A 22,488-nucleotide genomic window follows, 5' to 3' on the forward strand; every position below is an offset into this window, starting at 1 on the left:
AAGACATGAGTGACAAAAGTTACTACGATATACTCGGAGTTTCCAAATCCGCGACTGATGAAGAGATCAAGTCTGCGTATCGGAAGTTAGCTATCAAATATCACCCTGATAAGAATCAGGGTGATAAAGCTGCTGAAGAGAAATTTAAGGAAGCTACCGAGGCCTACGAAGTTTTAAGAGACGCTAATAAACGTCGCATGTACGACCAGTACGGCAAGGCCGGAGTGGGTGCAGGCGCCCAAGGCGGATTTGGTGGAGGAGCGTATACTGACTTCTCCGATATCTTCGGTGATTTTGGAGATATCTTTGGCGACTTCTTCGGAGGAGGAAGAGGAGCTGGTGGCGGCGGTGCTCGCAGATCGGGTCCTCAACGCGGTTCAGATCTTCGTTATAATCTAGAAGTTTCCCTCGAAGACGCTGCTCTAGGCAGGGAATATAAAATCGAAATTCCAAGATTAGAGACCTGCGTAGATTGCGGAGGTTCCGGTGCAAACAAAGGAAGCACTCCTGCTACTTGTCCGGACTGTGGTGGTTCAGGACAGATCCGTAGATCTCAGGGATTCTTCTCCGTTGCAACTACTTGTGGTACTTGTCGTGGAAAAGGAACAATCATCTCTAATCCATGCAAGACCTGTCATGGACAAGGCCTAGTAGAAAAAAGACGTACCATCAATATTAAGATCCCACCTGGTATCGAGTCTGGCAGCAGACTAAAAGTTTCCGGAGAAGGGGAAGCAGGACCTAACGGTGGTCCTCATGGTGATCTATATGTGGTAACACATATTAAGAAACATGAATTATTCGAACGCCAAGCAAACGACTTGATCTTGAATAAAAAGATCAGCCTGACCCAAGCAATCTTAGGTGGAGACATCGAAGTTCCAACTATAGACGGCAAAAAGGTGAAGATGAAAATTCCGGAAGGAACAGAATCAGGCCAAGTGTTCCGTTTAAAAGGTCATGGTATTCCGTATCTGGGTGGATATGGAAAAGGGGACCAACATGTGATCGTTCGCATTGAGATCCCTAAAAAACTGACTAGACGACAAAGAGAATTGATCGAAGAATTTGCCCGTGAATCCGGAGAATCTGTTTCTGGTTCTAAGGGTAAAATTTTTACGAATAAGTAATATCCACAAAAAGGAAGTTTCATGACTAACAAAGTCAAGATTGGAGTAATCGGAACAGGCCATATGGGCCAATACCACGTTAACGTGGCGAAAACATTAAGCGATGCGGAGTTGATCGGTATTTACGACTCCGATTCCGAAAGAGCCTCTCAGATGGCGGAAAAACATAAAACTTCCGCTTTCTCTACTGTAGATGATCTGATCAAACATACAGATTCAGTGATCATTGCGGTGCCTACATTCTTACATCATGAAATCGGTAAGAAGGCACTTCTTGCAGGCAAACATGTTTTGGTAGAAAAACCAATTGCAGAAACTTTAGAACAAGCAAAAGAGCTAGTGGACCTTGCTTCTAAAAACAATTTGGTCTTACAAGTTGGTCACGTTGAACGTTTTAATGGAGCAGTTCTTGAACTCGGAAAGATCGTTACTGAACCTCTATTGATCGAATCCAGAAGATTAGCCCCTTTTAATCCTAGAATTAAGGATGTGGGAGTAGTTCTGGATATGATGATCCACGATATAGATATCGTTTTGAATCTTGTAAAATCTCCCGTCAAATATCTAAGTGCAGTTGGGACCAAAGTGGTTTCCGGTCACGAAGATATTGCTTCCGTTGTTCTTCATTTTGAGAACGGTGCGATTGCGAATATTTCCGCGAGCAGAAATACACAATCCAAAATTCGGACCCTGAATATCACTCAGAAAGACGTGTACATCACATTGGATTTTAGCGACCAAGAGATCGAGCTTCATAGACAGGCAACTTCGGACATTCTACTTAGGACCGGAGAGATCAAGTATCGCCAAGAATCCATTGTTGAGAAAATTTTTGTTCACAAGGATAACCCTTTAAAACAGGAACATGAACATTTTGTAAAATGTATCCTGAAAGAAACGGAACCTTTAGTGGATGGAAGATCCGATATCCAAACTCTGGAAATCGCGTACAGAATTTTGAAAGAGATACATAAAAACTGATCGGGTAGTATGGAAAACGGATTCAGCGGAAAAGTATTAATTTCTAATTCATCTATCGTAACGGATTATTTCAATCGTACAGTGATCCTAATGGTGGAACACGATCAATCGGGCGCATTCGGACTTGTACTGAATAAGAAGATGGATGTTGCATTGAGTGAAGTGATCCAAGGAATTCCGGAAGGAATAGACGGTTCTTCACCGATCTATTCTGGAGGCCCTGTAGATCCTACATTTGTCTCCATTCTTCATGATAATCCTAAATTAAAACAACCTGGGATCGAAGTTATCCCTGGTGTGTTTCTCGCCAGAAGTTTCGAAGCTTTGGTGGAATTATTAGAACATCCTGATAAAACAAAGTTTAACGTATACCAAGGATATTCCGGTTGGGGAGCTTCTCAACTAGAAGGTGAGATGGAACGTAAATCTTGGGTGGTTCACGATCCGAATGCAGAGTGGATCTTTACAGAAGATCCTGAAGCAACTTGGCAAGAAGCCTTAAAGAGTAAAGGCGGACTGTACAAGTATTTCGTGGAACATACTAAAGATCCAATGCTGAACTAAGATGCTCTCTTCTTTGATCGGAACGGAAATTTTAGCGGGTATGATCACTCCGGCCGTTTTGATCTCGGCCAGCGCTAGTTTAATCTTTTCTACTGCGAATCGATTGGGTAGAATATTCGATCGAGTTAATTTACTTAAAAATGAGATAGAAGGTGTCGTGGACGGAAAACTTTCTTTTCCGGAAGAACGACAAGCATATCTAAGAAGACAATTAAAGATCCAAAAGAAAAGGGCAAATCTGATCCAAAGATCTATGGCTGCACTTTATACTGCGACTTTGTTTTTTGTTTCTTCCAGTTTGAGTCTGGGGATAATTGTAGCGATATCAAGCCCAGCTTCTTGGATTGCTACTGGACTTGCATTAGTAGGTGGGATTTTCTTGTTTGTTGCAAGTAGTCTTTTGCTGTACGAAAGCCGTTATAATTTGAACTTTATCCAAGGGCAGATAGAATTTGCAGAATTTCTGGAAGATAAAGTGGAGAAGAAGTCGGACATCTCCGTAAGTAAATAAAAGCACTGCCCAATGGCGTGGCATTTGGAATCGAAGCCGAAAAATAAGGAGTTTTATTTGAAAACGGTATTATATTCATTTTCTATCATATTCTTTTTGGGCTTTGCGGGATTTACCCAAAGTCTTTCTGCAGACGGTTGTTATCTTTGTTCCGTAAATAGTTCTGATATTTGCAGAGATTATTGTAGATTTTCCGGATCTGATTCTTTCGACACAAGAAAACGTTGCGAAACAAAAGGATGTAAGATCACTGGAACAGCGGCCTGCCCGACCGCTTCTAATTATAAGGTTTGTTCTGTGAGAGTTGATTTGAAACCGGCAGATCTGTTAGCGGGCCGTTCGAAATAATTCATTTCATCCTACAAAGGCATTTCACTACCCAATCCATGCACATGACGGGCGCTCTAACTTAAACTTCCTTCAGATACAAAGTAGGACTTCTTTTCCATTCGTTCCTAAGAGCACCGAAATACATTCCTACTACTGCAATATTTAAAGAGATATAAAAGATCCCAATTTCTAACCAAGGAACACTTGCTTGTATCTCAAATATCATTTCAGACATATAAGAAGAAACTCCCCAGACCAAAATAAAAGCCAATACGAAAGATAAATTAGCGAGAAGCAAGGATTCCGCCAAAAAATATTTTCGTAAGAATGTTTTGGTTCCACCTATGATCCGGAGAAGAGAAGTTTCTTCTAATCTTTCCTTTCTGCTCAGCTCTAAAGAAGAAAGTATCAATAATAAAGAAGATAAAACGATAAGTCCTGTCATCCAACGGATTGCAAATGACATCTTTTCTAAAATTCCTAAGAAAGATTGAACTGCTTTTTCAGTGTCTACGATCGTAAGATTTGGAAATTCATTCGATAATTCTTTTTGGAGAGAATATCTGGAATCGGAAGATTCTAGTAAAAACGAACTCAGATAAAACTTAGGAGCTTTTTCCAAGATCCCTTTTGAAAACAGAACCACGAAGTTCGGTCTCATATCTGACCAGTTAACAGTCCTGAAATTTCGGATAGTTCCTGTGACTTCTACCCCGCCAATGGAGAATGAAAGTTTATCTCCTAAATCCACTTTTAAGTTTTTAGAAAATTCTTTTTCGACTGAGATCTGGTCTTCTTCTCCTTTTCTCCAAAAATCACCGTCTGTGACTTTTTCAGTAGGATATAAATTCTCTCTATAAGATAAGAAATATTCTCTGGTCCTTGCAGTGGATCTCCAATCTCTTCTGAGAGCAGAAAGTTCCATGTCTTCTTTTTTAACAAGCTCTCCGTTTACATGAGTGAGTCTTGCTCCGATCACAGGTGCAGTTAAAAGTTTTTCTACTTTATATTTCTCTGCCGTTTGTTGGAAACTTTCCAATTGTTCAGGTCGTATATCCAACACGAACATATTCGGTCTTCTTTCCTTGTCTTTTGCTCCGCTATATTCTAATAAGCTATCACTTAGAAAAATACTGAGTAATAAAACGAAAACAGAAGAGCCAAGTCCCACGGATACCCAAGATAGTCCTGTTCTAGGTCTATCTAGTTTTCGTAATGCCATTCTTACACTCGCAGAGAATTCAGATCTTTGTAAAAGAAATCTGATCGCAAAACGAATCCCTAAAATTCCAAGATACACAACAACAGGTAAGAAGAGTAGAGTTGCACAAAGGATCAATCCTTTGATCCAATCTCCAGTTTCCCACCAAGCTAATACAAAAAATAATCCAAACACTGCGATAAATGAGATCGACTGTTTTAATTTTAGTTTAGGAACAGAAGAAAGTTCATTTGCAAAATCTGACTTAAGAGCATACATCGGGCTTAGGTTACGAGTAGCGGAAAGACTTTCCCAAGCAGAAACTAATGGTACTACCCATGCTAAAACAAATGCCCATAAGAATGCTTTTAGATCAGGAATTAATTTTGGTTCAAAAAGGAATTCTTTATCTGCCATATTTGGGATCTGAGTTTGTAAAAAACTTCCGAATAAAAATCCGAATATAGCACCAATTGTTGATAATATTAGAAGTTCAGAAAGTACAAGACCTAAAACCAGATTTGGCCCTGCTCCTAAACATTTATAAACAGCGAATGTTGTGGATTTTGATCTTACGACTGCTCTGCTTGTGAGAAGTATAGAAATACCTCCCAAGAAGAATGCACATAATGCCAATAAGGAGAAAAAATCTAATGTATTCGTAAGGAATTTTTGAGATCCAGAGTTTGCTTCTGTGCTTTCAAATAAGATCAGATCATTCTTTGCGAATTCTGAAAATTTACTTTTTTTGAATACATTTGCGTCTGTTCCACTAGGAAGAAGGATCGGCACCTGGTAGCTAATCCGTGAACCTCTTTGCTCTAATCCTGTTTCGGCTAAAGATTCTTTTTTTATAATGGAACTAGGTGCCATGGATAGAAAGTTCCCAGCCATTCCTGGTTCTTTTAAGATACTTCCTTTTAATACAAAGTTACTTTCTCCTAATTGAACCTTTGAACCTACTTTAAGTTTTAGATTTTTGATCAGTCCACTTTCTAAGAGTATTTCTCCCGGTTTTAGTTTGCGAAAAAGTCCTTTTGGTTCCGTTTCTAATTCGCCAAAATAAGGATAATCTCCTTGGATCGCCTTGATCAACGATAGGCTAGAATCCTGGGAATCAGGGTTTCGAAGCATAGAAGGAAATTGTACTAATTCGGATAATTTGCTTCCTTTTGGCAATTCCTTCGAAAGAAACGCTGTTTGTTCAGAGGTAAGTGGAGAAGGGCTCGTAACCACAAGATCCGAACCCATAATGTTTTTGGCTTCTCTGATAATAGAAGAAGTAAATTGATCCCTATACGAATGAACTGCGAGAACGGCGCCTGTTCCGATGGTGATTGCAAGTATGATCTGTAAAGAAGAAGTCTTTTTGGAAAAGATTTCCCTGAACATTACCCTTAGAAAGAATCTGATATTCATTTTTTCTTCCTGGATACAGTCTTCTTCGCAGTAGCTTTAGGCTTTGCACCGTTTAATATGACTCCATCTCTCATTTCTAAGATCCTATCTGCCATAGAAGCAACCTTGGGATCATGAGTAACAACTAACAAAGTAGATTTACGGTCTCTATTCAGTTGTTTCAAAAGAGACATTATGTTCTCACCATTCTTCTTATCTAGGTTTGCGGTAGGTTCATCCGCAAAGAGAAGTTTAGGTTCATGTATAAAAGAACGAGCGATAGCTACTCTTTGTTCTTCTCCACCTGAAAGTTGGCTTGGAAAGTTATGTGCCCTATGCGCGATACCAACTTTCTCTAACCAATACATAGCCTTTTCGTGTATCACTTTTTCTGAAAGGTTTGTTGTCAAAGCAAGAGGAAGGGATACGTTCTCTAAGGCGTTTAACGTCTTGATCAGTTGAAAGTTTTGGAATACAAATCCTATTTGTTCTCCTCTGATCTTCGCTAATTCGTCTTCAGACTTGTCAAATAGAGATATTCCATCTAATGATACTGTTCCTGAATCAGCTTTATCTAATCCAGCCGAAACAGCGAGCAATGTAGACTTGCCTGAACCGGAAGGACCTATTACTGCTACGAATTCTCCAGACTTTACTTGGAATGAAACATCTTTTAATACATTAAATGTTTGGTCTGCAACTGTGTAAGACTTGTTTAAGCCTGATATAGATAACAAATTATCACCTTCCTTTCGTTTTGACTGACCTAAACTCGGCACTTGACTGGAAATTTATTTTTACCTGAAAAAAACCACTCTTGAAAAACTATTCCAAATAAAACCGCACTCAGAATTTTTTTTAAAAAAAATTGCAGTCATTTTCACAAACTTCCAACCTAATTTTTTTTGACTCTAGAGTGAGCCGATTTTATAAAGTAACTCTCGACGTACGGAGAGAAGTTCCGAAAGCAAGTATCAATCTTCGGACTTATTTACACTCCGTAAATAAAAAGACAATCGATGGAATTTTCTGGGAGCAAAATGCAATTATTAGCAGTGACGGATTTGAACGAAGAAGAAGCGGAACTTACACAAGCGCAAAGTAAGCAATATACATGCAAAGGATGCGGTAAAGAAACACCGAATCTCTTTCAGTACGACCTATGTCGAGATTGTTTGAACCAAACATTTCGTCGACTTATCAAGGTTATTGACTCAGTACGTAAATAAGTCAGAATCTCATCCAATATTTTTGTCCGTTTTCTAAGCAAGAGCTTAGAATTTCACTCCCAGAGAAAGCCGGTTTCCATCCGGCTTTCTTCATTTCGGACCCAAATTGATGTCTTTGGTTCCCGAGAATTTAAAAACACTTCTTCTAGTAACAATTTATAATGCCTTTTTTCTTCCTAAAAGGAAGGAAACCTTCTGATTAAAGATTTTTCAGCTCTATAATCACCTTCCAGTATAACAAAAAAGAATTGGATTCTAGGCCCGAGGAAAAAACTTCACGGTATGGACTATCCGTTTCGGAAAATTGAATCAAAATGGCAAGATTATTGGGAAAAGAATTCTTCCTTTCGAACGGATCTACGATCTTCTAAACCCAAGTTCTATTGTTTAGATATGTTTCCTTATCCCTCGGGCGCGGGATTACATGTTGGTCACCCCGAAGGTTATACAGCCACAGACATAATTTCTCGTTATAAGAGAATGAAAGGTTTCGAAGTTTTGCATCCAATGGGTTGGGATGCGTTCGGTCTTCCTGCAGAAAGATATGCAATGCAGACAGGGATCCATCCAGCGATCACTACAAAGCAGAATGTGGACAATTTCAGAAGACAGATCAAATTGATTGGTCTTTCTTATGATTGGGATAGAGAAATCTCTACCACAGACCCGAAATATTACAAATTTACCCAGTGGATCTTCCTTAAATTATATGATTCCTGGTATGATTTTCAGGCTTCTAAAGCTAAACCAATCTCTGAATTGATCCAAAGGCTCGAATCTAAGGGTTCAGAAGGGTTTGAGGATCTCGAAACCTTCTCCGCAAAAGATTGGAAAGAATTTTCAAATGCAAAGAAAGAAACCATTCTTTCTGGATTTCGTTTAGTATATCAGGCAGAAATTCCTGTTAACTGGTGCCCAGGTCTTGGAACAGTTTTAGCAAACGAAGAAGTAGAAGAATGGGTTGGAAAAGGTTACGAAGTAGTTCGTAAACCAATGAGACAGTACATGATGCGTATCACTGCATACGCAGAAAGACTATTAGAGGATTTATCCTTAGTTTCTTGGCCAGGCTCCACCCTTGAAATGCAGAAAAACTGGATTGGAAAGAGTGAAGGTTTGGAGTTAATCTTTCCTTTTGAAGTATCTTCTTCGCAAAACGGGATCAAGGTGTATACTACTCGTCCTGATACCGTATTTGGGGTAAGTTATATGGTGCTTGCTCCGGAACATCCTTTGGTGGATTCAATCACTACCAAAGAACAATGGGAGAAGGTTCAGGAATACAAAAAGGTTTCTGCTTTAAAGAGTGATCTGGATAGAACAGAACTTTCTAAAGAGAAGTCCGGTGTATTTACTGGAGCTTACGTTTTAAACCCAGCAGATCCTTCTAAAAAGATCCCAGTATGGATTGGTGATTATGTTTTATATGGGTATGGAACTGGTGCTATTATGGCGGTTCCAGCTCATGACCAAAGAGACTATGAATTTGCAAAAGCTTTCGGGTTGGATATCCTACCAGTAATCGAAGGAGATCTTTCCGGGGGCGCTTTCGATTCAAAAGAATCAGTTTGTATCAATTCTTCTTCTTCCGAAGTTTCTATTAATGGTCTGAAATATAAAGAAGCATTTTCCAAAACTGCTGATTGGGCAGAGAAAAAAGGGATCGGAAGAAGAAAAACCCAATTCAAACTAAGAGATTGGCTATTTGCTCGCCAAAGATATTGGGGAGAACCTATTCCTTTGGTTCATTATCCTTCCGGAGTCACAAAGGCGATCCCTGAGTCTGAACTTCCATTAGAACTTCCTAATTTATCTGAATTTAAACCTTCTGGAACTGGAGAATCTCCTCTTGCTTTAGCTGGAGATTGGTTAAAATATAAAGATCCTGGAACTGGTGAGATCGGAACCAGAGAAACGAATACTATGCCTCAGTGGGCGGGTTCTTGTTGGTATTATTTACGTTATATAGATCCTGAAAATCCGGACAAGTTTGTAGATACAAATTTGGAAAAAACATGGATGCCTGTGGATCTATATGTGGGAGGAGCAGAACATGCGGTTCTTCACTTACTCTATTCACGTTTTTGGCATAAGGTATTATTTGATTTAGGTTTTGTAAGTACACCTGAACCTTTCAAAAAATTGGTTCACCAAGGTTTGATCTTAGGCGAAGACAAAAGAAAAATGTCCAAGTCTTTAGGAAATGTGATCAATCCGGACGAAGTTGTTACAAATTTCGGCGCTGATAGTTTGCGTCTTTTTGAAATGTTCATGGGACCATTTGAAATGGTAAAACCTTGGAGCACTAGAGGTGTAGAGGGTGTATTTCGTTTCTTAAATCGTGTTTGGAGATTATATCATTCAGGTGCAGAAGAATCTTTCCGTTTGGAAGATATTGAACCTAATGAAGACGAATTAAAGATCCTACATAGAACTATTAAAAAAGTGGATGATGATATTAATAATTTCTCATTCAACACTGCTATTTCTCAGTTGATGATCTTTGTGAATGAGTTAACTCCAAGTTCTCGTAGACCTCGTAAGATCTTAGAGCCGTTTTTACTTTTGATTGCTCCATTTGCTCCTCACTTAGCAGAAGAACTTTGGTCCTTAGCAGGAAAGTCTGATTCTTTAACCTACCAAGGTTTTCCTGGTTATGAGGAGAAGTATCTGACTGACGACGAGATATTAATCGTAGTCCAGGTAAATGGAAAGTTAAGAGCAGAATTCAAGGCAGCAAAAGAGATCGCAGGTGACGAAGCGATTAAGATTGCAAAGTCCTTGGATAAGGTACAAGTTTTCTTGGATGGAAAACAGATCCGAAAAGAGATCTATGTTCCTGGAAAACTGGTGAATCTAGTAGTTGGATAATGGAATAAGCGATGTAGGAGTTCCAACATCGCACGCAACCTTAAACGATACTTGCGGGAATCTAATCCAGATCGCTTAACTTATTTAAGAAGAATAAACGCAAGTAATCCGACTAACAAAACAACTCCAACTAAAATCGCGTAGTTAAGAGTATTGCTGCCTTCGGATTGTTTTGAGCCCATACCTGCAGGGCGAGGCGCATTTGCTGCAGTTTTAGGTCTAGCTAAACGGACTGGTCTTTCTTCGAATGCTTGTAAAAGAACTCCTGCAGGACCTTTTGCAAAAATATGATATTCATTTTTACCGGAAGCGATTGCTACAAAAGAACCGATTACAGGTTTTACATTCCCATCTTTGTCCATAGCTCCTAAAGTTTTGGCCAAGGCTTTTTCTTCAGGAGAAACAGAAGGAAGTTGTAATAAGATCTTATCACCTTCGTTTAGATCGTCGAAGTCTATTCCATTTACTGGAGATAAGATTGTTTTTGCTAAAACGACTCTTCCGAAACCTTTTCGAATGGTTTCGATCTGACGCATTACCGCAGCTTTTTCTGGATCTAAATTTTCTACAGGAGCAGTACCCTCTGCAGGATCTTCAGGTGGTTTAGGAATAGATTGGATAATACCTGCAAAAAAACTTTTGCCTCTACATTTCAAACTAGATACATATTCCACGTCAGCTTGGACACGGATCATATTGATCTTCATACTAGTTTTGATCTGGTTCTCTAACAAGTTAACTAGAGCAGCGGTATCATTACGATCCCACATTGGATAATATTGTTCTAATATTTGTTTTGTTAATTTAGTATGGAGAATTCTCGCAACTTGATCAGATAAGCCTGGATCTGGAGCTTCTTGTCTAGCAGCTTCTGCAATATCATGAGAGATCTGACCGAAGTCTTCAAAGGTTCTGATCTTGCGGATCACAGAAGAGTTGGAGAATAAGGAATATAATTCTAAAAATTCGTTTTTATATCTGGATAATAATCCTAAAACTACGCCTGCTTTGTTCTCAACATCGATCCTTAATTTTAAAAGATAGGCGTCCTTGATTTTTCCTTGGATAAGTTCGATCGCTTGTTCTTCTGTATGAACGGATTCCAAGGCAAGGTTCATTTGATTCGCTTGCTCTTGGAGTTTACTTGTCTGAGGATTCTGTTCCATATTGCTAAAGACCTAACTGAAGTAAGGAGAACTTTAGGTCATGTTAGGCCGCTAGCCTTTTCTTGTAACCATTTTTGGTATCTTTGTCTTCTGGGCACATAATTCTGATCCAAGGGGATTTCGACTCTAGCCACTGTTCTATTTTCCGTCTGGCGACTATAGATCGTAAACAAATGGCGGTCATAGCCGCTTTGGGCTACTAAAATTTCCACCATTGTGATACCCATACCTGCACCTTCTGTGGTATCACCATATTTCATATAGTACTCAAATAGATTGTCAAATTCTTTAGAATGAACGAACTTCTCCCGGATCCGTTTCTCTTCACGGACGGCAAGAGTGAAATTATTTTGAACAAATAGAATGATCCGATCCGAACTAAAGCTAAGGGTAACTTTTACAAATAGACCATGCTCTTTCATTTTCCTACGATAGTAGGGAAACTTTCTACTGACTAGATTTTCCTTGAAAGACTCCATTCCCAAATCATACTGAGAAGGATCTGCGATATTCAGCCCTAGTTCCTTAAATAGAACTCGTTTAATTGCTGCTTTGGTCGCATTGACGATCAGCTCTTTTGCGGAAGTAAATATAAGTTCGGTCAGGTCCTCTCTTTTATATTTAGAAAGAACGGTTTGGATGATATGTTTGAGCTTATTTTCGCCCCGGGTACTCAGGACGTAGGTAATGATAGAAATTGGCTCTTCTTTTTTTACGGCCGTCTCGACCTCGAAGAGGAATTCCTGAGGAAGTTCCTCGATTCCCTCGTACATTTGGATTCTCGATTATATGGACCCCGGCGAGCTTACGAGAAAAAAACGAAAAACGCCCAGGAAAAAAGAACGGGAATTTCCAGTGGGAAATGAAAAATTTTAACCTTTCAATTGTAGGAAACCGCTGATTTCGTCCATGACGGCTCCCACTTCAGGTTTGCAGGACCGAATAACGTTAACCAGTTTCTGATCGATTCCAGGGATTTTTCCTTCATGGAACTTGAGTTTAAATTCTGTGAATTTTAAACCATGGGCAGTAGAGATTACGACCACCTGATCACCTTTTGCGATAGTTCCCTTGCCCATGAGCTTGTATAGTGCAGCAAGTGCCACTCCAGTATGAGGGTCATTGTACAATCCAAATAGATCGGTTTTGGCAGAAGCTTCTGAAAGTTCGGCTTCACTTGCTTGTTCCACAACCCCATTGAATTTTTTTAATGTACGAATTGCCTTTTGGACAGAGACAGGATTACCGATTTGGATTGCAGAAGCAAGAGTAGGCTTCGCATCCACCGGACTGAACTCTTCAAAATTTTTAAGATAAGAAAGATAGAGTGGATTTGCATTTTCTGCCTGTGCCAAAACGATCCTAGGAAGTTTATCTATTAGCCCTAATTCTTTTGCCATCTCGAAACCTGCTCCGAGTGCAGAAACGTTTCCTAAATTTCCTCCTGGAATAATGATCCAGTCAGGAACTTTCCATTCCAATTGTTGAACAATCTCCGGTGCGATTGTTTTTTGACCTTCGATACGAAGACTGTTCATTGAGTTTGCAAGATAGATACCAGCTTCTTTGGTAACTTCTTTAACAATCTTCATACAACCATCAAAGTCTGTTTCGAGTGCGATTACTTTTGCACCGTTAGAAACAGGTTGGATCAATTGTGCTTGGGAAACTTTTCCAGCAGGAAGAAAAATAATAGCAGGGATCCCAGCCTTAGCAGCATAAGAAGCAAGTGCTGCAGAAGTATCTCCTGAACTTGCACAAGCTACCGCTCTGATCTTGGCTCCCTTATTCAACATATGTTTTACTTGGGAAAGAAGAACTGTCATGCCCAGGTCCTTAAATGAACCTGTGTGGGAGATCCCACATTGTTTGATCCAGAGACCGCCTAGACCAAAATGTTTTGTAAGTCTTTCTGAATTGAATAGATGAGAAAGACCTTCGCCTGAGCTTATGATCTCAGAATCTTCTACATGAGGAAGAACCCATTCTCTTTTATTCCAGATACCTGAACTGTTCGGAAATTTTACCGAGCCCAATCTGGAATCGAATAGGTCCTTCCATTCCTTACCTGATTTTTCTTTAAGAGCTCCCATATCATGAGAAACCTGGAGAAGGCTTCCACATTTACGACATTCGTATACGATATCATTCAGATCGTAAGTTGCTCCGCAAGAATCGTTGATGCAGCGGAATTCCGCTTTCAACTTGGTGAAGGTAAGGCTCATACTTTAGATAGAATTTAGAATGTCCTTTTTTTTGGCATCAAATTCTTCCTGAGAAATCAGGCCCTGGTCCAACATACTCTTGAGTTTCGTAAGTCTTGCAGTTGCATCGTTCTGGTTGGAATTCCCACCGGCATTATTCTGGCCAACCATACCGGCCATCATATTGCCCATATTCATTCCCATTCCGAGTCCCATTCCTGCAGACATTCCCTGACCGGCGTTCCCGCTCTCGTTCTTGGCTGCTGCTTCTCCTATATCCAACATTCTTTTTTGTTGGTACATTCCGCCCAAAGCATCGATCTCGAATTTGTCTGTAAGAATTTTTTGGATCTTTTGGAAGTTTGGATCGTTTTGATCGAAGTTGATAGATTGAACAAAAAAATCTAAAACTTCTATCCCATATTTGGAGAAGTCAGGTTGGATTTTTGTTTTTCCAGCAGAAGAAGCTTCTTCCAAATGTTGGTTGAGTCGAGTGATTGGTTCGCCGGATTTTAAAACAACTTCTGCCAAGAAATCGCTTAGCCTAGTTACGATCATAGGTCTTAAGAAATTATCCACCTCGTCTTGTGAATAAGCTCCTCTTGCACCAACTACTCCAACTGCAAATGCTTTGGAGTCAACGATCTTGATATTATAAGCACCGTTTGCTCTGACTCCCAATGTGATCGTGTATTTAGGATCTTCTACTTGGATGGGCGCAGGAGTTCCCCATTTTAATTGGATGAGGGCCTTATTGATATAAACTATTTCCGCGGTAAAAGGAGTTTGGCCTCCGAAAGGAAGGTTCACTAAGTTTTCTAAAATAGGAACGTTCCCTGTTTTTAAAGTATGAGTTCCTGGTCCGAAAATATCCAGAGCCTTACCTTCTTTAAAGAAGATAGCTTCTTGGCTTTCGTTCACTACCAATTGTCCGAAGGTACTTATATCGTTACGGGGAAACTTCCATACGATCTCTCCCGGTTTACCTTCGTATTTTATTACGTCTATTAATGCCATAAGAACTCCTTGGAAATATATTATTCACTACTCAACATTCTGCAAATCAAAAATAAAACTATCGTTTTAAGAAGACATCCTTTCTGCTTTTTAACGCAGAATCGAATTCATCTAACTCGGATCTAAACTTACTAACCCAATCCCTTACGGTGTCTACTGAAACTTCTGGAGGGAAGTTCGGAGATTTTACTTTTGTGGATAATTCGTCTGCATGATGGATCAAAGAATAATCCCATTCTGCCAAAGCTTCTAACTCTGATTCAGTTGCTTTAAATCCAGCGCCCAATCCATTCAGACCGTAACTTGCTCCAATAATTTCGTTTTTGAGTCTTTCTATGATGGAGAGTAAGACCTCGGTAGAGCCGATTAGGTCCATTCTTCTTTCTCGGACGAAATTTTCTTCGATCCTGCGAATAGGTTCTTTGAGAGAATCCAATTTTTTGGACAATTCATTTCGAGCCACCCTGTCTGCTTCGTAATATTGATGGTTCTTTAAAACTTCTCCATAAAAAGGGAATGCAGAAAGAAAGGATAAGATCTTTCCCTTCTCCGCTTTGAATCTGGAAACATATTGTGAGATCGGGCTATTCGAAGTCATATACAGAAGAATGATCCGGAATTTCTTCCCAAGCAAGACAAATACTTCTCTTTTCGTATCATATCCATGAAATCGTAACCTAAGGTCTAAGGATTCTTCGGATTTATTTCTTGCTAGCAGATACCTGGATAGTTTTTAATTCAATTCAGGAAACAGAATCTTTTCATTATGAAATCCTATATACTGTCTATCTTTGCTTCCAAAAAGGGAGAAATAGAATCATTAAACGGAATCAGGGCAATCGGAATTTTGATGGTAATGACAAACCATCTTTGGGTTTCCAAACAGCCGATCATGGGCGAAATGCCCTTCTTGTTATCCTGGTTCGTAGAGAATCAAACCACCATTGTGGATGTGTTTTTCGTGTTGGGAGGTTTTTTAAATTACGGAGGTATACTTCAATCTTATAAAAGAGAAAACAGTTTTCCTTATCGCAAATTTATCACTAATCGTTCTTTGAGAATACTTCCTGCTTATTATGCTGCATTAGCGTTTTCTTATTATTATTTTTTCAAACAAGTAGAAGTTCTTAAAAACATTCCGAATCCAAATGCAGACCTAGTTTGGTTAATTGATAAAGGCCAGAAGGCGTTAGATTATGTTTGGGCAGACGGGATTTTCTTATCCAACTTTTTTCCAAGAGTTTTGGATGTCGGGTGGTATATTTCCGTAGAGCAGCAGATTTACTTCTTGATGGTGGTTCTTGGTCCATTCTTCTTATTCTCTAAAACTAGAAAGGTAAGAGTAATTATATTATCGATCATATATATTATACCTTTCTTATCTAGATGTTATCTGTATTCTAAAGGTCAGATGAATGCCGAGGCTCTTTTCTGGACTGAGAATCGATTCGATTCATTGATTGCGGGAATGCTTTTAGCAGAGTATGTGGATTATAAGCCAGTAGCCGAAAGTTTAGGAAAATTGAAATATTCCCTGATCGGGATCACTGCGATTGTTTTCATATTGATATCTTATTCATTTGGTTGGACACATTTCATTCGATTGACCCTTGCAAATAATTTTTATAATATTGCCTTGGCTTTAATTATTTATCTAGCAATCCAAAAAGAAGGAATATTTAAAACTATCTTGGGATTACCGATCTTCCGTCCGTTATCCAGGATCACATTTACAGTATATTTATGGAATATACCTTTGATGGGGATTGCGACTAAATGGGCTCTCAAGGGAGAAACATTAATTACCTTAAGTGTATTACCTAAACTTTATTTCATCTGTTTTGGGTTTACGATACTAGCTGCCTGGCCAATTTTTTTACTGATAGAGCAACCTTTTATCTGGTGGAAAGAAAAACCGAAAGTTTTGGAAAATAAGAACGAGACTAAGACTGCATAGTCTCGTCCAATCAATACGAAACCATAATGAAATTTGATTCGGAAATAATTCGTTCAATCCGGCAGTCTGCATTCCACTGGATCAAACTTTCTTTTCCGATCTTATTTGCCATATTCTTCATATTATATTTTAGGATTTTCATAATCCAATTCTATCTGATCAGCGGCACGAGTATGATGCCTAGCTATAAAGAACATGATTGGGTCTTGGTTAAAAAATGGGGCTTCCCTGCGCAGGTTGGTCCTTGGGTTTTATATATTTTAGAACCGGATGTAGATAGATTTGATGTATTAGTCTTAGATGGGATTGGAGCAGAACTAAGTTTAAAAAGAGTGGTTGGACTTCCCGGAGATTTTTTCAGATTTTCAGAAGGCAGAATTTTGATAAACGACTCTTCCTTAGAGGAACCTTTTTTAAATTCAGGTTATAAGACCCAAGCGCCATCTGCATCCATTCTTCCTGTGATCGGAGTTTCCGGAAATATAGGCATTGGAGATTCAGGCAGGATCCCTCCGGGTTATGTTTTGGTTTTGGGAGATAACAGAGAATTTTCTACAGATTCCAGAAATTATGGCCTAATTCCTTTCAAAAAATTGAGAGGAAAGGTAATCGCCAGCTTTTAAACCATTATTCCAACTCGGATTTCACTTGTACTAGAAAAGCTCTTTAATCATTCTGAAAAAGACCGAAATGTATAAAAGCGGTTCACTCACCGATGGATTATAACCTTCTCAATCGAAAAAGATTCACCATATTATTCGTTCTATTATGTGTATTCTTCTCTGGGCTTTTGGTTCGAGTAGGTTATCTAGTATTTTTTAACGATAGAGAAATCGCATTCAAGAATGGTGAAAGGATCTTAAGAGGAGCCATTTACGATAGAAGGGGAATTGAATTGGCATTGTCCATAGATTCTTCTACAATCGGGATCTATCCGGGGAACGTTTATGATCCGAATTTTACTGCAGTACAAATCTCTCCGTATCTGGACATTCCTCCTGAAAAGATAGAATCGCTTATTAGAGAAAAAAGCAGATATTTCCTTTTGAAGAGGGAGATAGATGATACAACTGCAAGTCGTATCATGGAGATGGCCCTTCCCGGAGTAAGAAGAGAAAGAGAATTTAAAAGAGTTTATCCTCACGGAAGTTTGGCAGCAAGTCTTGTTGGCTTTACAGGAATGGATGATGATAAGGCTCTCTCAGGTTTAGAATATTATTATAATCAAGAATTGATGACACCTACTGAAGCAGACTCTGCAAGAGGTGCAAATGTTCATTTGACCCTGGACGGACTTATCCAATTCAAATTAGAAAAATCTCTGGGAAAAAGATTCGAAGAAGCAGGAGCCAAAAGAGCAGTAGGCCTTTTAATGGAAATCCACACTGGAAGAATATTAGCGATGGCTAGTTTTCCTTCTTTTGATCCAAATCGTTATTCTTCTTTCGAAGAATATTCTCATACTAACTGGGCGATCCGACATGTATACGAACCTGGATCTACCATGAAAATTTTCCTAGCAAGTATACTTCTTAATGAAAATTTAATACATCCAAATGAAAAATTTGATTGTCCGGGATATGTAGACTACGGAAAAACCAGGATCAAATGTACACATGTCCATGGAAAAGTGAACCTGGAAGAGATCCTACAATATTCATGTAATGCAGGGATTATAAAAGCAGCAGCAAAGATCCCGAATGATGTACTTTATGAATATATGAAACGATTCCGTTTTGGAGATAGGGCTGGACTTCTGCCGAACGAATCCGTGGGTTATATGCCTATCTTAAACAAATGGACTCCTACTACTCCAATGTTCATGGCGATTGGACAAGGAATTTCAGTAACTCCAATACAATTAGTAGCATCTGCAGCTTCAATCGTAAATGGAGGAAGATTTATTACACCTAGAGTAGTTTCCCATATCACCGATTCTTATGGAGAAGTTTTACAAGAATTCCAGTCCGAAGAAACTCCCGTAGGTATCAAAGAATATTCTACCGAAAGATTATTAAAAGCAATGACTAGGGTTGTCCAAGCAGGAACTGGAAAGAACGCATATATACAAGAATATTCTATCGCTGGAAAAACAGGAACAGGACAAAAGGCAGTATCCGGTCGAGGTTACCAAGACGGATTATGGTCTGCTTCCTTCTTGGGATTTTTTCCTGCAGACAAACCTAAAGTAGTTGGACTTATTCTTTTTGATGAACCTAAAGGGGATAGCCATACTGGAGGAGGACTCGCCGCTCCTGTATTTAGGGAAGTGGTAGAGAATATCATACCGATCATAGAACAAGGAGAAAGAACAGTGAATGTTAATCTCCCTAAATTAGAAAGAAAACCTCTTACAGGAAAATCAGAACGTATACCTGATCTGGTTGGAAGAAGTAAGAGAGAAGTCGTAGAATTATTAGCTCCTTTAGGAGTTCCTTATAAACTTCACGGAAGCGGTTTCTGCTATGAACAAGATCCTTCTCCTGGTTCGTCGTATGAAGGTAAAAGGATAAACGTATTCTTCCAATGAAAGAATTCAGGTCGGATTTACTCGAAAAAAATTTGGCCTCACTTCGTAGCTTCGCACCGGAAGCTTCCGAAAGAATAGCTTCTTCTCAAATTACCTTTGAGATTATTCCTACAAAAACTGAAGATCCTAGTTTGAAGATCGGTAATGTTCTTTTGCATAGCTCTATGGATCCGCGCAAGGAAGCTGAAAGACAGCTAGTGGATCTGAAAAAAGGAGATGAAGAAAGAGCGTTTCTGTTTTTTGGAGCTGGCCTCGGTTATTCTATACAATATACATTAGGATTTGATAAAATAATCTGCGTATGGATGGAACCTTTTCCAGAGATTATCAAGGCGGCATTTTCACTTTTCGATTTTTCACCTATGATCCTTTCCGGCAAGTTGAGGATCTTTCTTCCCCCATATGAAGAATCTGCATTTTATGAGGGCTTTAAGGGGATCTCGGGATATCCTGTAAGCTTTATCCCTCATAGAGGAAGTCTTCAATGGAAACAGGAAGAATACCAAGAACTTAGATTTTTAGCTGAGACATTCTTCCACAAAAAAGATGTAAACACTGCTACATTAACTAGATTTGAGAAGGTCTGGACTGGAAACTTTATCAGAAACCTTCCTGAACTTGTGGATATGCAGCCTATAAATGAATTATTCGGTTTATGCAAATCCAAAGTGGACGTAGTTGTTTGTGGGGCTGGGCCTTCTCTCTACCTATCCTTGCAAGAACTGAAAGAATATAGAGAAAACTTTTTATTGATCGCAGTGGATACTGCACTTCTGATCCTACAAAAATCTGGAATAGATCCTGACCTTGTATTTAGTGTGGATCCTCAGCCTTTAAATTCAAAATATTTAGAAGGTTATACCGGAAATGCAAAATTTATATTTGATCCTACCACTTCTTATCATTCATTAAGAATGCCTTATATAGGAAAAAATCATTTTCTGACTTCTTCTCCTTTTCCATGGATCAAACTTCTGGAGAATGCTTCCGAGAATGGGTTGGGGGCCGTGGACTTTGGAGGTTCCGTTTCTACAAATGCTACCAGTCTTGCGGAGAAGATGGATGCAAGATCCATTTTACTTTTAGGGCAAGACCTTTCTTTTCCTGGTTCCCAAGCACATTGTAAGGGAGCAATCTTAGAAGAAAGATTGAATTTTTTAGAATCCAGAACCCAAAGAAGAGAACATCATAATTATAAACAAATGACTGCTTTGCCACCAAAGTGGATCGAATCTGTAGAAGGAAAAAAACTCAGAACAAACGAAAAACTTCTAATCTTCAAAAAATGGTTCGAAGAAAGACAGAAGGATCGCCCTTGGGCCAATTTAGGAAAAGAAGGAGCTAAGTTAGAAGGGATCAGTAATATTACGTTTCAAGAATGGTTTAAACAAAATCCATCAAATAAAAAAGAGGTTTCTGAGGTCAAAGAGAAGATCCGGACACTTCTACCCTCCAAAATTAATGGAAAAAAAGTATCAGACGAATTAAGTAAGATATGTAAAGAGCTAAAAGAATTCGGAGTGCAGGTCTCCACGGGAGAAATTCTTTCCGAAAAAATATACAACCTCATTCAAAATGGCGAGAAGGACAAAGAATCCATTCGAAAAGCATTACATGAGATTTCTGTAATAGACGATCGTATCAGTTCTAAAAAAGGACTTACCGAATTTTTGGGGATCAGTTTGCAAAGAGTGATCTTGGCAATCACAGAAGGATACGATACAGAACTCACATTAGAAGAGAAGAAAAATGAAAGGCTTGCAGTCGCTAAAAAGAGCCTATTGCTGTATTCTGGTTTAAAAAAGAGTACGGAAATGAACATTAGTTTACTCAATAAATCTATAATTCGCTTTTCTTATGACAAAATTTCCGATTAAACAATCGTTCACTTTTTTCGTTCTAATTTTTTCTTCTCCATCCTTGACAATCTCTCACTTTTGTAGATAATTTGGCTCCAAAGTATACGGATGATTCTATTCGGATCGCTTGTATATTATAAATATATAATTGAAGAGAATTAGTATGTATAGGGATTTTTTCCGACCGATGGCAAGCACGTTTGCCTTGTTACTTAGTTTTAGCTTTCTGTTTTCCGACTGTAAAAAGGAAGAAGAAGATTCGATAGGTCAATTGACAACAATCCAAGCTGCGATTGCATGTAAGACTTTAGACGAATGTTTTGACTCGACTGCTTCTTTGTCTAAAAGCGGAGCATCTTTCCAAGTTTTTAAAAAAGACGGGACTAGGGTTTATTTTAGAGAAAGAGGCCTGTTGACTGCGGATAAGGTAGGGCCGATTTTTTCCGCTTCTAAATTAGTAACTGCTTCCGTGATCATGGCGTTTCTAAGCGGAACTTGCGGATCTTCTGCGAATTCTATGAATTTAAATACTACCACCGGAAACATCCTAGGTTGGACCGGGGTAAAAGGAAGTATTACCTTAAGACAGTTATTGTCTTTTACTTCCGGATTATATTCTAATAATGGATCCGCTGAAATGGGGAGTTGTGTTTTCACATTGCCGAACGGGGCAAGTGCTGGAGATAAAAATTCGTGTACGGATTATATTCGAGACAATACGCAAACGGATGATCAACCGGGAGAAGTGTTCTATTATAATTCTTTCCATATGGCAGTGGCTCAAAGAATGGCGGAAATAGATTCGGGAAAAAATTGGCAGGATCTTTTCGAAGATTGTATCGCTTCTCCTTTGAGTATCGTTGTCGATTCAGGAACTGGAAACGGAATTTGGTACGCTAATATTTCCAATAAGACGGGAGATGGAAGTCTTGCCGGAGCTTACGGATTATATCTTACTGCAAATGACTATGCGAAAATAATGCATATGCTTGCGAATGAAGGAAATTCAGGCGCGATTATATCCGCCTCGAATGTGAATGAAATTTTTAAGGACCAATACGAAGTGAATACTAAAATCAAATATTCACAGTTCGCATTGTTCGGATATTATTGGCATTACGGATTAGGAAATTGGAGATTTTGTTCTCAGCCTAACGATTCTGCCGCTTGCGATCAGGACGTAAACAATCATAGTTTTGGAGCAAACGGTTTCTATCCTTGGATAGATCGAAATAAGGAATATTATGCTGTCTTCGGTGTGAACGAATTTAATTCGAATCCATTTAATATCATTAGCATATTACAACCTAACTCTGCTTCGTTATTTTTCGGAGAAGATGCTAAGAAATATATTCCGGCACTTTTAGAATAAAAACTGTAGATAAGTTTGAAATTTGCAGGAATTCCTACAAAATCCTGTCATAATTGCGTCGCATTTCTTAAATAAAGTAAAAACCCACCTTTGAAACTTTTTTTCGTTTTTTGGTTGACTGCATTTGTGCTACGCACTACAAATGGATTGTGCGCCGCACAACGGTGT

General features: G+C 39.0%; 19 protein-coding genes. 12 read left to right on the forward strand and 7 right to left on the reverse strand.

All coding sequences use genetic code 11. The features are described from left to right. The first annotated feature begins 5 nt into the window (after nucleotides 1-5). The 5 genes from dnaJ to CH362_RS03310 are packed head-to-tail and all read left to right on the forward strand — an operon-like array spanning nucleotide 6 to nucleotide 3,534. Nucleotides 6-1,130: a molecular chaperone DnaJ gene (gene dnaJ / locus CH362_RS03290; protein WP_100708897.1), complete on the forward strand. Its 1,125-nt coding sequence runs from the start codon at nucleotides 6-8 to the stop codon at nucleotides 1,128-1,130. Between the two features lie 21 nt (nucleotides 1,131-1,151). After that, nucleotides 1,152-2,111, forward strand: a complete 960-nt coding sequence (locus CH362_RS03295; protein ID WP_100708898.1) for a Gfo/Idh/MocA family protein — start codon at nucleotides 1,152-1,154, stop codon at nucleotides 2,109-2,111. Between the two features lie 9 nt (nucleotides 2,112-2,120). Then, complete coding sequence (locus tag CH362_RS03300; protein WP_086447857.1) at nucleotides 2,121-2,675, forward strand: YqgE/AlgH family protein; 555 nt, start codon at nucleotides 2,121-2,123, stop codon at nucleotides 2,673-2,675. Nucleotide 2,676: 1 nt separating this feature from the next. Next, nucleotides 2,677-3,186 carry a DUF2721 domain-containing protein gene (locus CH362_RS03305; protein WP_100708899.1) on the forward strand — a complete coding sequence of 170 codons (510 nt, stop codon included), beginning with the start codon at nucleotides 2,677-2,679 and terminating at the stop codon, nucleotides 3,184-3,186. Nucleotides 3,187-3,198: 12 nt separating this feature from the next. Continuing rightward, the gene (locus tag CH362_RS03310) at nucleotides 3,199-3,534 is read left to right on the forward strand and encodes a hypothetical protein (protein WP_208859522.1); all 336 of its coding nucleotides are present in this window, start codon (nucleotides 3,199-3,201) and stop codon (nucleotides 3,532-3,534) included. A gap of 61 nt (nucleotides 3,535-3,595) precedes the next feature. Here the strand turns inward: CH362_RS03310 and CH362_RS03315 are convergent, their stop codons facing one another. Together CH362_RS03315 and CH362_RS03320 are read right to left on the reverse strand one after the other, a co-directional pair. Then, a complete protein-coding gene (locus tag CH362_RS03315) occupies nucleotides 3,596-6,136 on the reverse strand; it encodes an ABC transporter permease (RefSeq protein WP_100708900.1) in 2,541 nt (846 codons plus the stop codon). Further along, nucleotides 6,133-6,852, reverse strand: a complete 720-nt coding sequence (locus CH362_RS03320; protein ID WP_100708901.1) for an ABC transporter ATP-binding protein — start codon at nucleotides 6,850-6,852, stop codon at nucleotides 6,133-6,135. Before CH362_RS03320 ends, CH362_RS03315 begins: the two co-directional genes overlap by 4 nt. Before the next feature lie 303 nt (nucleotides 6,853-7,155). Here CH362_RS03320 and CH362_RS03325 point away from each other — a divergent pair, with 303 nt between their 5' ends. Together CH362_RS03325 and leuS are read left to right on the forward strand one after the other, a co-directional pair. Continuing rightward, nucleotides 7,156-7,344, forward strand: coding sequence for a PIN domain-containing protein (locus tag CH362_RS03325; RefSeq protein WP_033271995.1), 189 nt, complete (start codon nucleotides 7,156-7,158; stop codon nucleotides 7,342-7,344). 282 nt (nucleotides 7,345-7,626) lie between these two features. Beyond that, nucleotides 7,627-10,215 (forward strand): leucine--tRNA ligase, encoded by a 2,589-nt coding sequence (leuS, locus tag CH362_RS03330; RefSeq protein WP_100708902.1) that lies wholly within the window; start codon nucleotides 7,627-7,629, stop codon nucleotides 10,213-10,215. A gap of 80 nt (nucleotides 10,216-10,295) precedes the next feature. Here the strand turns inward: leuS and CH362_RS03335 are convergent, their stop codons facing one another. The 5 genes from CH362_RS03335 to CH362_RS03355 all read right to left on the reverse strand — a co-directional run bounded on the left by CH362_RS03335 (nucleotide 10,296) and on the right by CH362_RS03355 (nucleotide 15,200). After that, on the reverse strand, nucleotides 10,296-11,381 hold the full coding sequence (locus CH362_RS03335) for an LIC10486 family protein (protein ID WP_100708903.1): 1,086 nt from the start codon (nucleotides 11,379-11,381) through the stop codon (nucleotides 10,296-10,298). A 38-nt stretch (nucleotides 11,382-11,419) separates the two neighbouring features. Then, nucleotides 11,420-12,154, reverse strand: a complete 735-nt coding sequence (locus CH362_RS03340) for a hypothetical protein (protein WP_100708904.1) — start codon at nucleotides 12,152-12,154, stop codon at nucleotides 11,420-11,422. A 99-nt stretch (nucleotides 12,155-12,253) separates the two neighbouring features. Beyond that, a complete protein-coding gene (gene thrC, locus CH362_RS03345) occupies nucleotides 12,254-13,606 on the reverse strand; it encodes a threonine synthase (protein ID WP_100708905.1) in 1,353 nt (450 codons plus the stop codon). Between the two features lie 3 nt (nucleotides 13,607-13,609). After that, on the reverse strand, nucleotides 13,610-14,602 hold the full coding sequence (locus tag CH362_RS03350; RefSeq protein ID WP_100708906.1) for an SPFH domain-containing protein: 993 nt from the start codon (nucleotides 14,600-14,602) through the stop codon (nucleotides 13,610-13,612). A gap of 58 nt (nucleotides 14,603-14,660) precedes the next feature. After that, a complete protein-coding gene (locus tag CH362_RS03355) occupies nucleotides 14,661-15,200 on the reverse strand; it encodes an LIMLP_15305 family protein (protein WP_100708907.1) in 540 nt (179 codons plus the stop codon). Nucleotides 15,201-15,368: 168 nt separating this feature from the next. On the opposite strand from CH362_RS03355, the gene CH362_RS03360 reads away from it, so the two are divergent. The 5 genes from CH362_RS03360 to CH362_RS03380 all read left to right on the forward strand — a co-directional run bounded on the left by CH362_RS03360 (nucleotide 15,369) and on the right by CH362_RS03380 (nucleotide 22,320). Continuing rightward, entirely contained in the window at nucleotides 15,369-16,559 is a 1,191-nt protein-coding gene (locus CH362_RS03360) for an acyltransferase family protein (RefSeq protein WP_100708908.1), read from the forward strand. 26 nt (nucleotides 16,560-16,585) lie between these two features. After that, nucleotides 16,586-17,182, forward strand: coding sequence for a signal peptidase I (gene lepB / locus CH362_RS03365; protein ID WP_100708909.1), 597 nt, complete (start codon nucleotides 16,586-16,588; stop codon nucleotides 17,180-17,182). A gap of 92 nt (nucleotides 17,183-17,274) precedes the next feature. Beyond that, nucleotides 17,275-19,089 (forward strand): penicillin-binding protein, encoded by a 1,815-nt coding sequence (locus CH362_RS03370; RefSeq protein ID WP_100708910.1) that lies wholly within the window; start codon nucleotides 17,275-17,277, stop codon nucleotides 19,087-19,089. Further along, on the forward strand, nucleotides 19,086-20,966 hold the full coding sequence (locus CH362_RS03375; RefSeq protein WP_100708911.1) for a motility associated factor glycosyltransferase family protein: 1,881 nt from the start codon (nucleotides 19,086-19,088) through the stop codon (nucleotides 20,964-20,966). The genes CH362_RS03370 and CH362_RS03375 overlap by 4 nt, the downstream gene beginning before the upstream one ends. A gap of 169 nt (nucleotides 20,967-21,135) precedes the next feature. Further along, nucleotides 21,136-22,320: a serine hydrolase domain-containing protein gene (locus tag CH362_RS03380; protein WP_165780222.1), complete on the forward strand. Its 1,185-nt coding sequence runs from the start codon at nucleotides 21,136-21,138 to the stop codon at nucleotides 22,318-22,320. Nucleotides 22,321-22,488 lie beyond the last annotated feature (168 nt).

The organism is Leptospira saintgironsiae (assembly GCF_002811765.1).
In the GTDB taxonomy this organism is placed as follows: Bacteria; Spirochaetota; Leptospiria; order Leptospirales; family Leptospiraceae; genus Leptospira_B; species Leptospira_B saintgironsiae.

Coding starts and splice junctions, on each gene's coding strand:
- CH362_RS03300 (WP_086447857.1), top strand. CDS start 2,121: ATGGAAAACGGATTCAGCGGAAAAGTATTAATTTCTAATTCATCTATC.
- CH362_RS03350 (WP_100708906.1), bottom strand. CDS start 14,602: ATGGCATTAATAGACGTAATAAAATACGAAGGTAAACCGGGAGAGATC.
- CH362_RS03325 (WP_033271995.1), top strand. CDS start 7,156: ATGCAATTATTAGCAGTGACGGATTTGAACGAAGAAGAAGCGGAACTT.
- lepB (WP_100708909.1), top strand. CDS start 16,586: ATGAAATTTGATTCGGAAATAATTCGTTCAATCCGGCAGTCTGCATTC.
- CH362_RS03355 (WP_100708907.1), bottom strand. CDS start 15,200: ATGACTTCGAATAGCCCGATCTCACAATATGTTTCCAGATTCAAAGCG.
- CH362_RS03315 (WP_100708900.1), bottom strand. CDS start 6,136: ATGAATATCAGATTCTTTCTAAGGGTAATGTTCAGGGAAATCTTTTCC.
- thrC (WP_100708905.1), bottom strand. CDS start 13,606: ATGAGCCTTACCTTCACCAAGTTGAAAGCGGAATTCCGCTGCATCAAC.
- CH362_RS03380 (WP_165780222.1), top strand. CDS start 21,136: ATGGCAAGCACGTTTGCCTTGTTACTTAGTTTTAGCTTTCTGTTTTCC.
- CH362_RS03305 (WP_100708899.1), top strand. CDS start 2,677: ATGCTCTCTTCTTTGATCGGAACGGAAATTTTAGCGGGTATGATCACT.
- CH362_RS03310 (WP_208859522.1), top strand. CDS start 3,199: ATGGCGTGGCATTTGGAATCGAAGCCGAAAAATAAGGAGTTTTATTTG.
- CH362_RS03295 (WP_100708898.1), top strand. CDS start 1,152: ATGACTAACAAAGTCAAGATTGGAGTAATCGGAACAGGCCATATGGGC.
- CH362_RS03375 (WP_100708911.1), top strand. CDS start 19,086: ATGAAAGAATTCAGGTCGGATTTACTCGAAAAAAATTTGGCCTCACTT.
- dnaJ (WP_100708897.1), top strand. CDS start 6: ATGAGTGACAAAAGTTACTACGATATACTCGGAGTTTCCAAATCCGCG.
- CH362_RS03370 (WP_100708910.1), top strand. CDS start 17,275: ATGGATTATAACCTTCTCAATCGAAAAAGATTCACCATATTATTCGTT.
- leuS (WP_100708902.1), top strand. CDS start 7,627: ATGGACTATCCGTTTCGGAAAATTGAATCAAAATGGCAAGATTATTGG.
- CH362_RS03335 (WP_100708903.1), bottom strand. CDS start 11,381: ATGGAACAGAATCCTCAGACAAGTAAACTCCAAGAGCAAGCGAATCAA.
- CH362_RS03360 (WP_100708908.1), top strand. CDS start 15,369: ATGAAATCCTATATACTGTCTATCTTTGCTTCCAAAAAGGGAGAAATA.
- CH362_RS03340 (WP_100708904.1), bottom strand. CDS start 12,154: ATGTACGAGGGAATCGAGGAACTTCCTCAGGAATTCCTCTTCGAGGTC.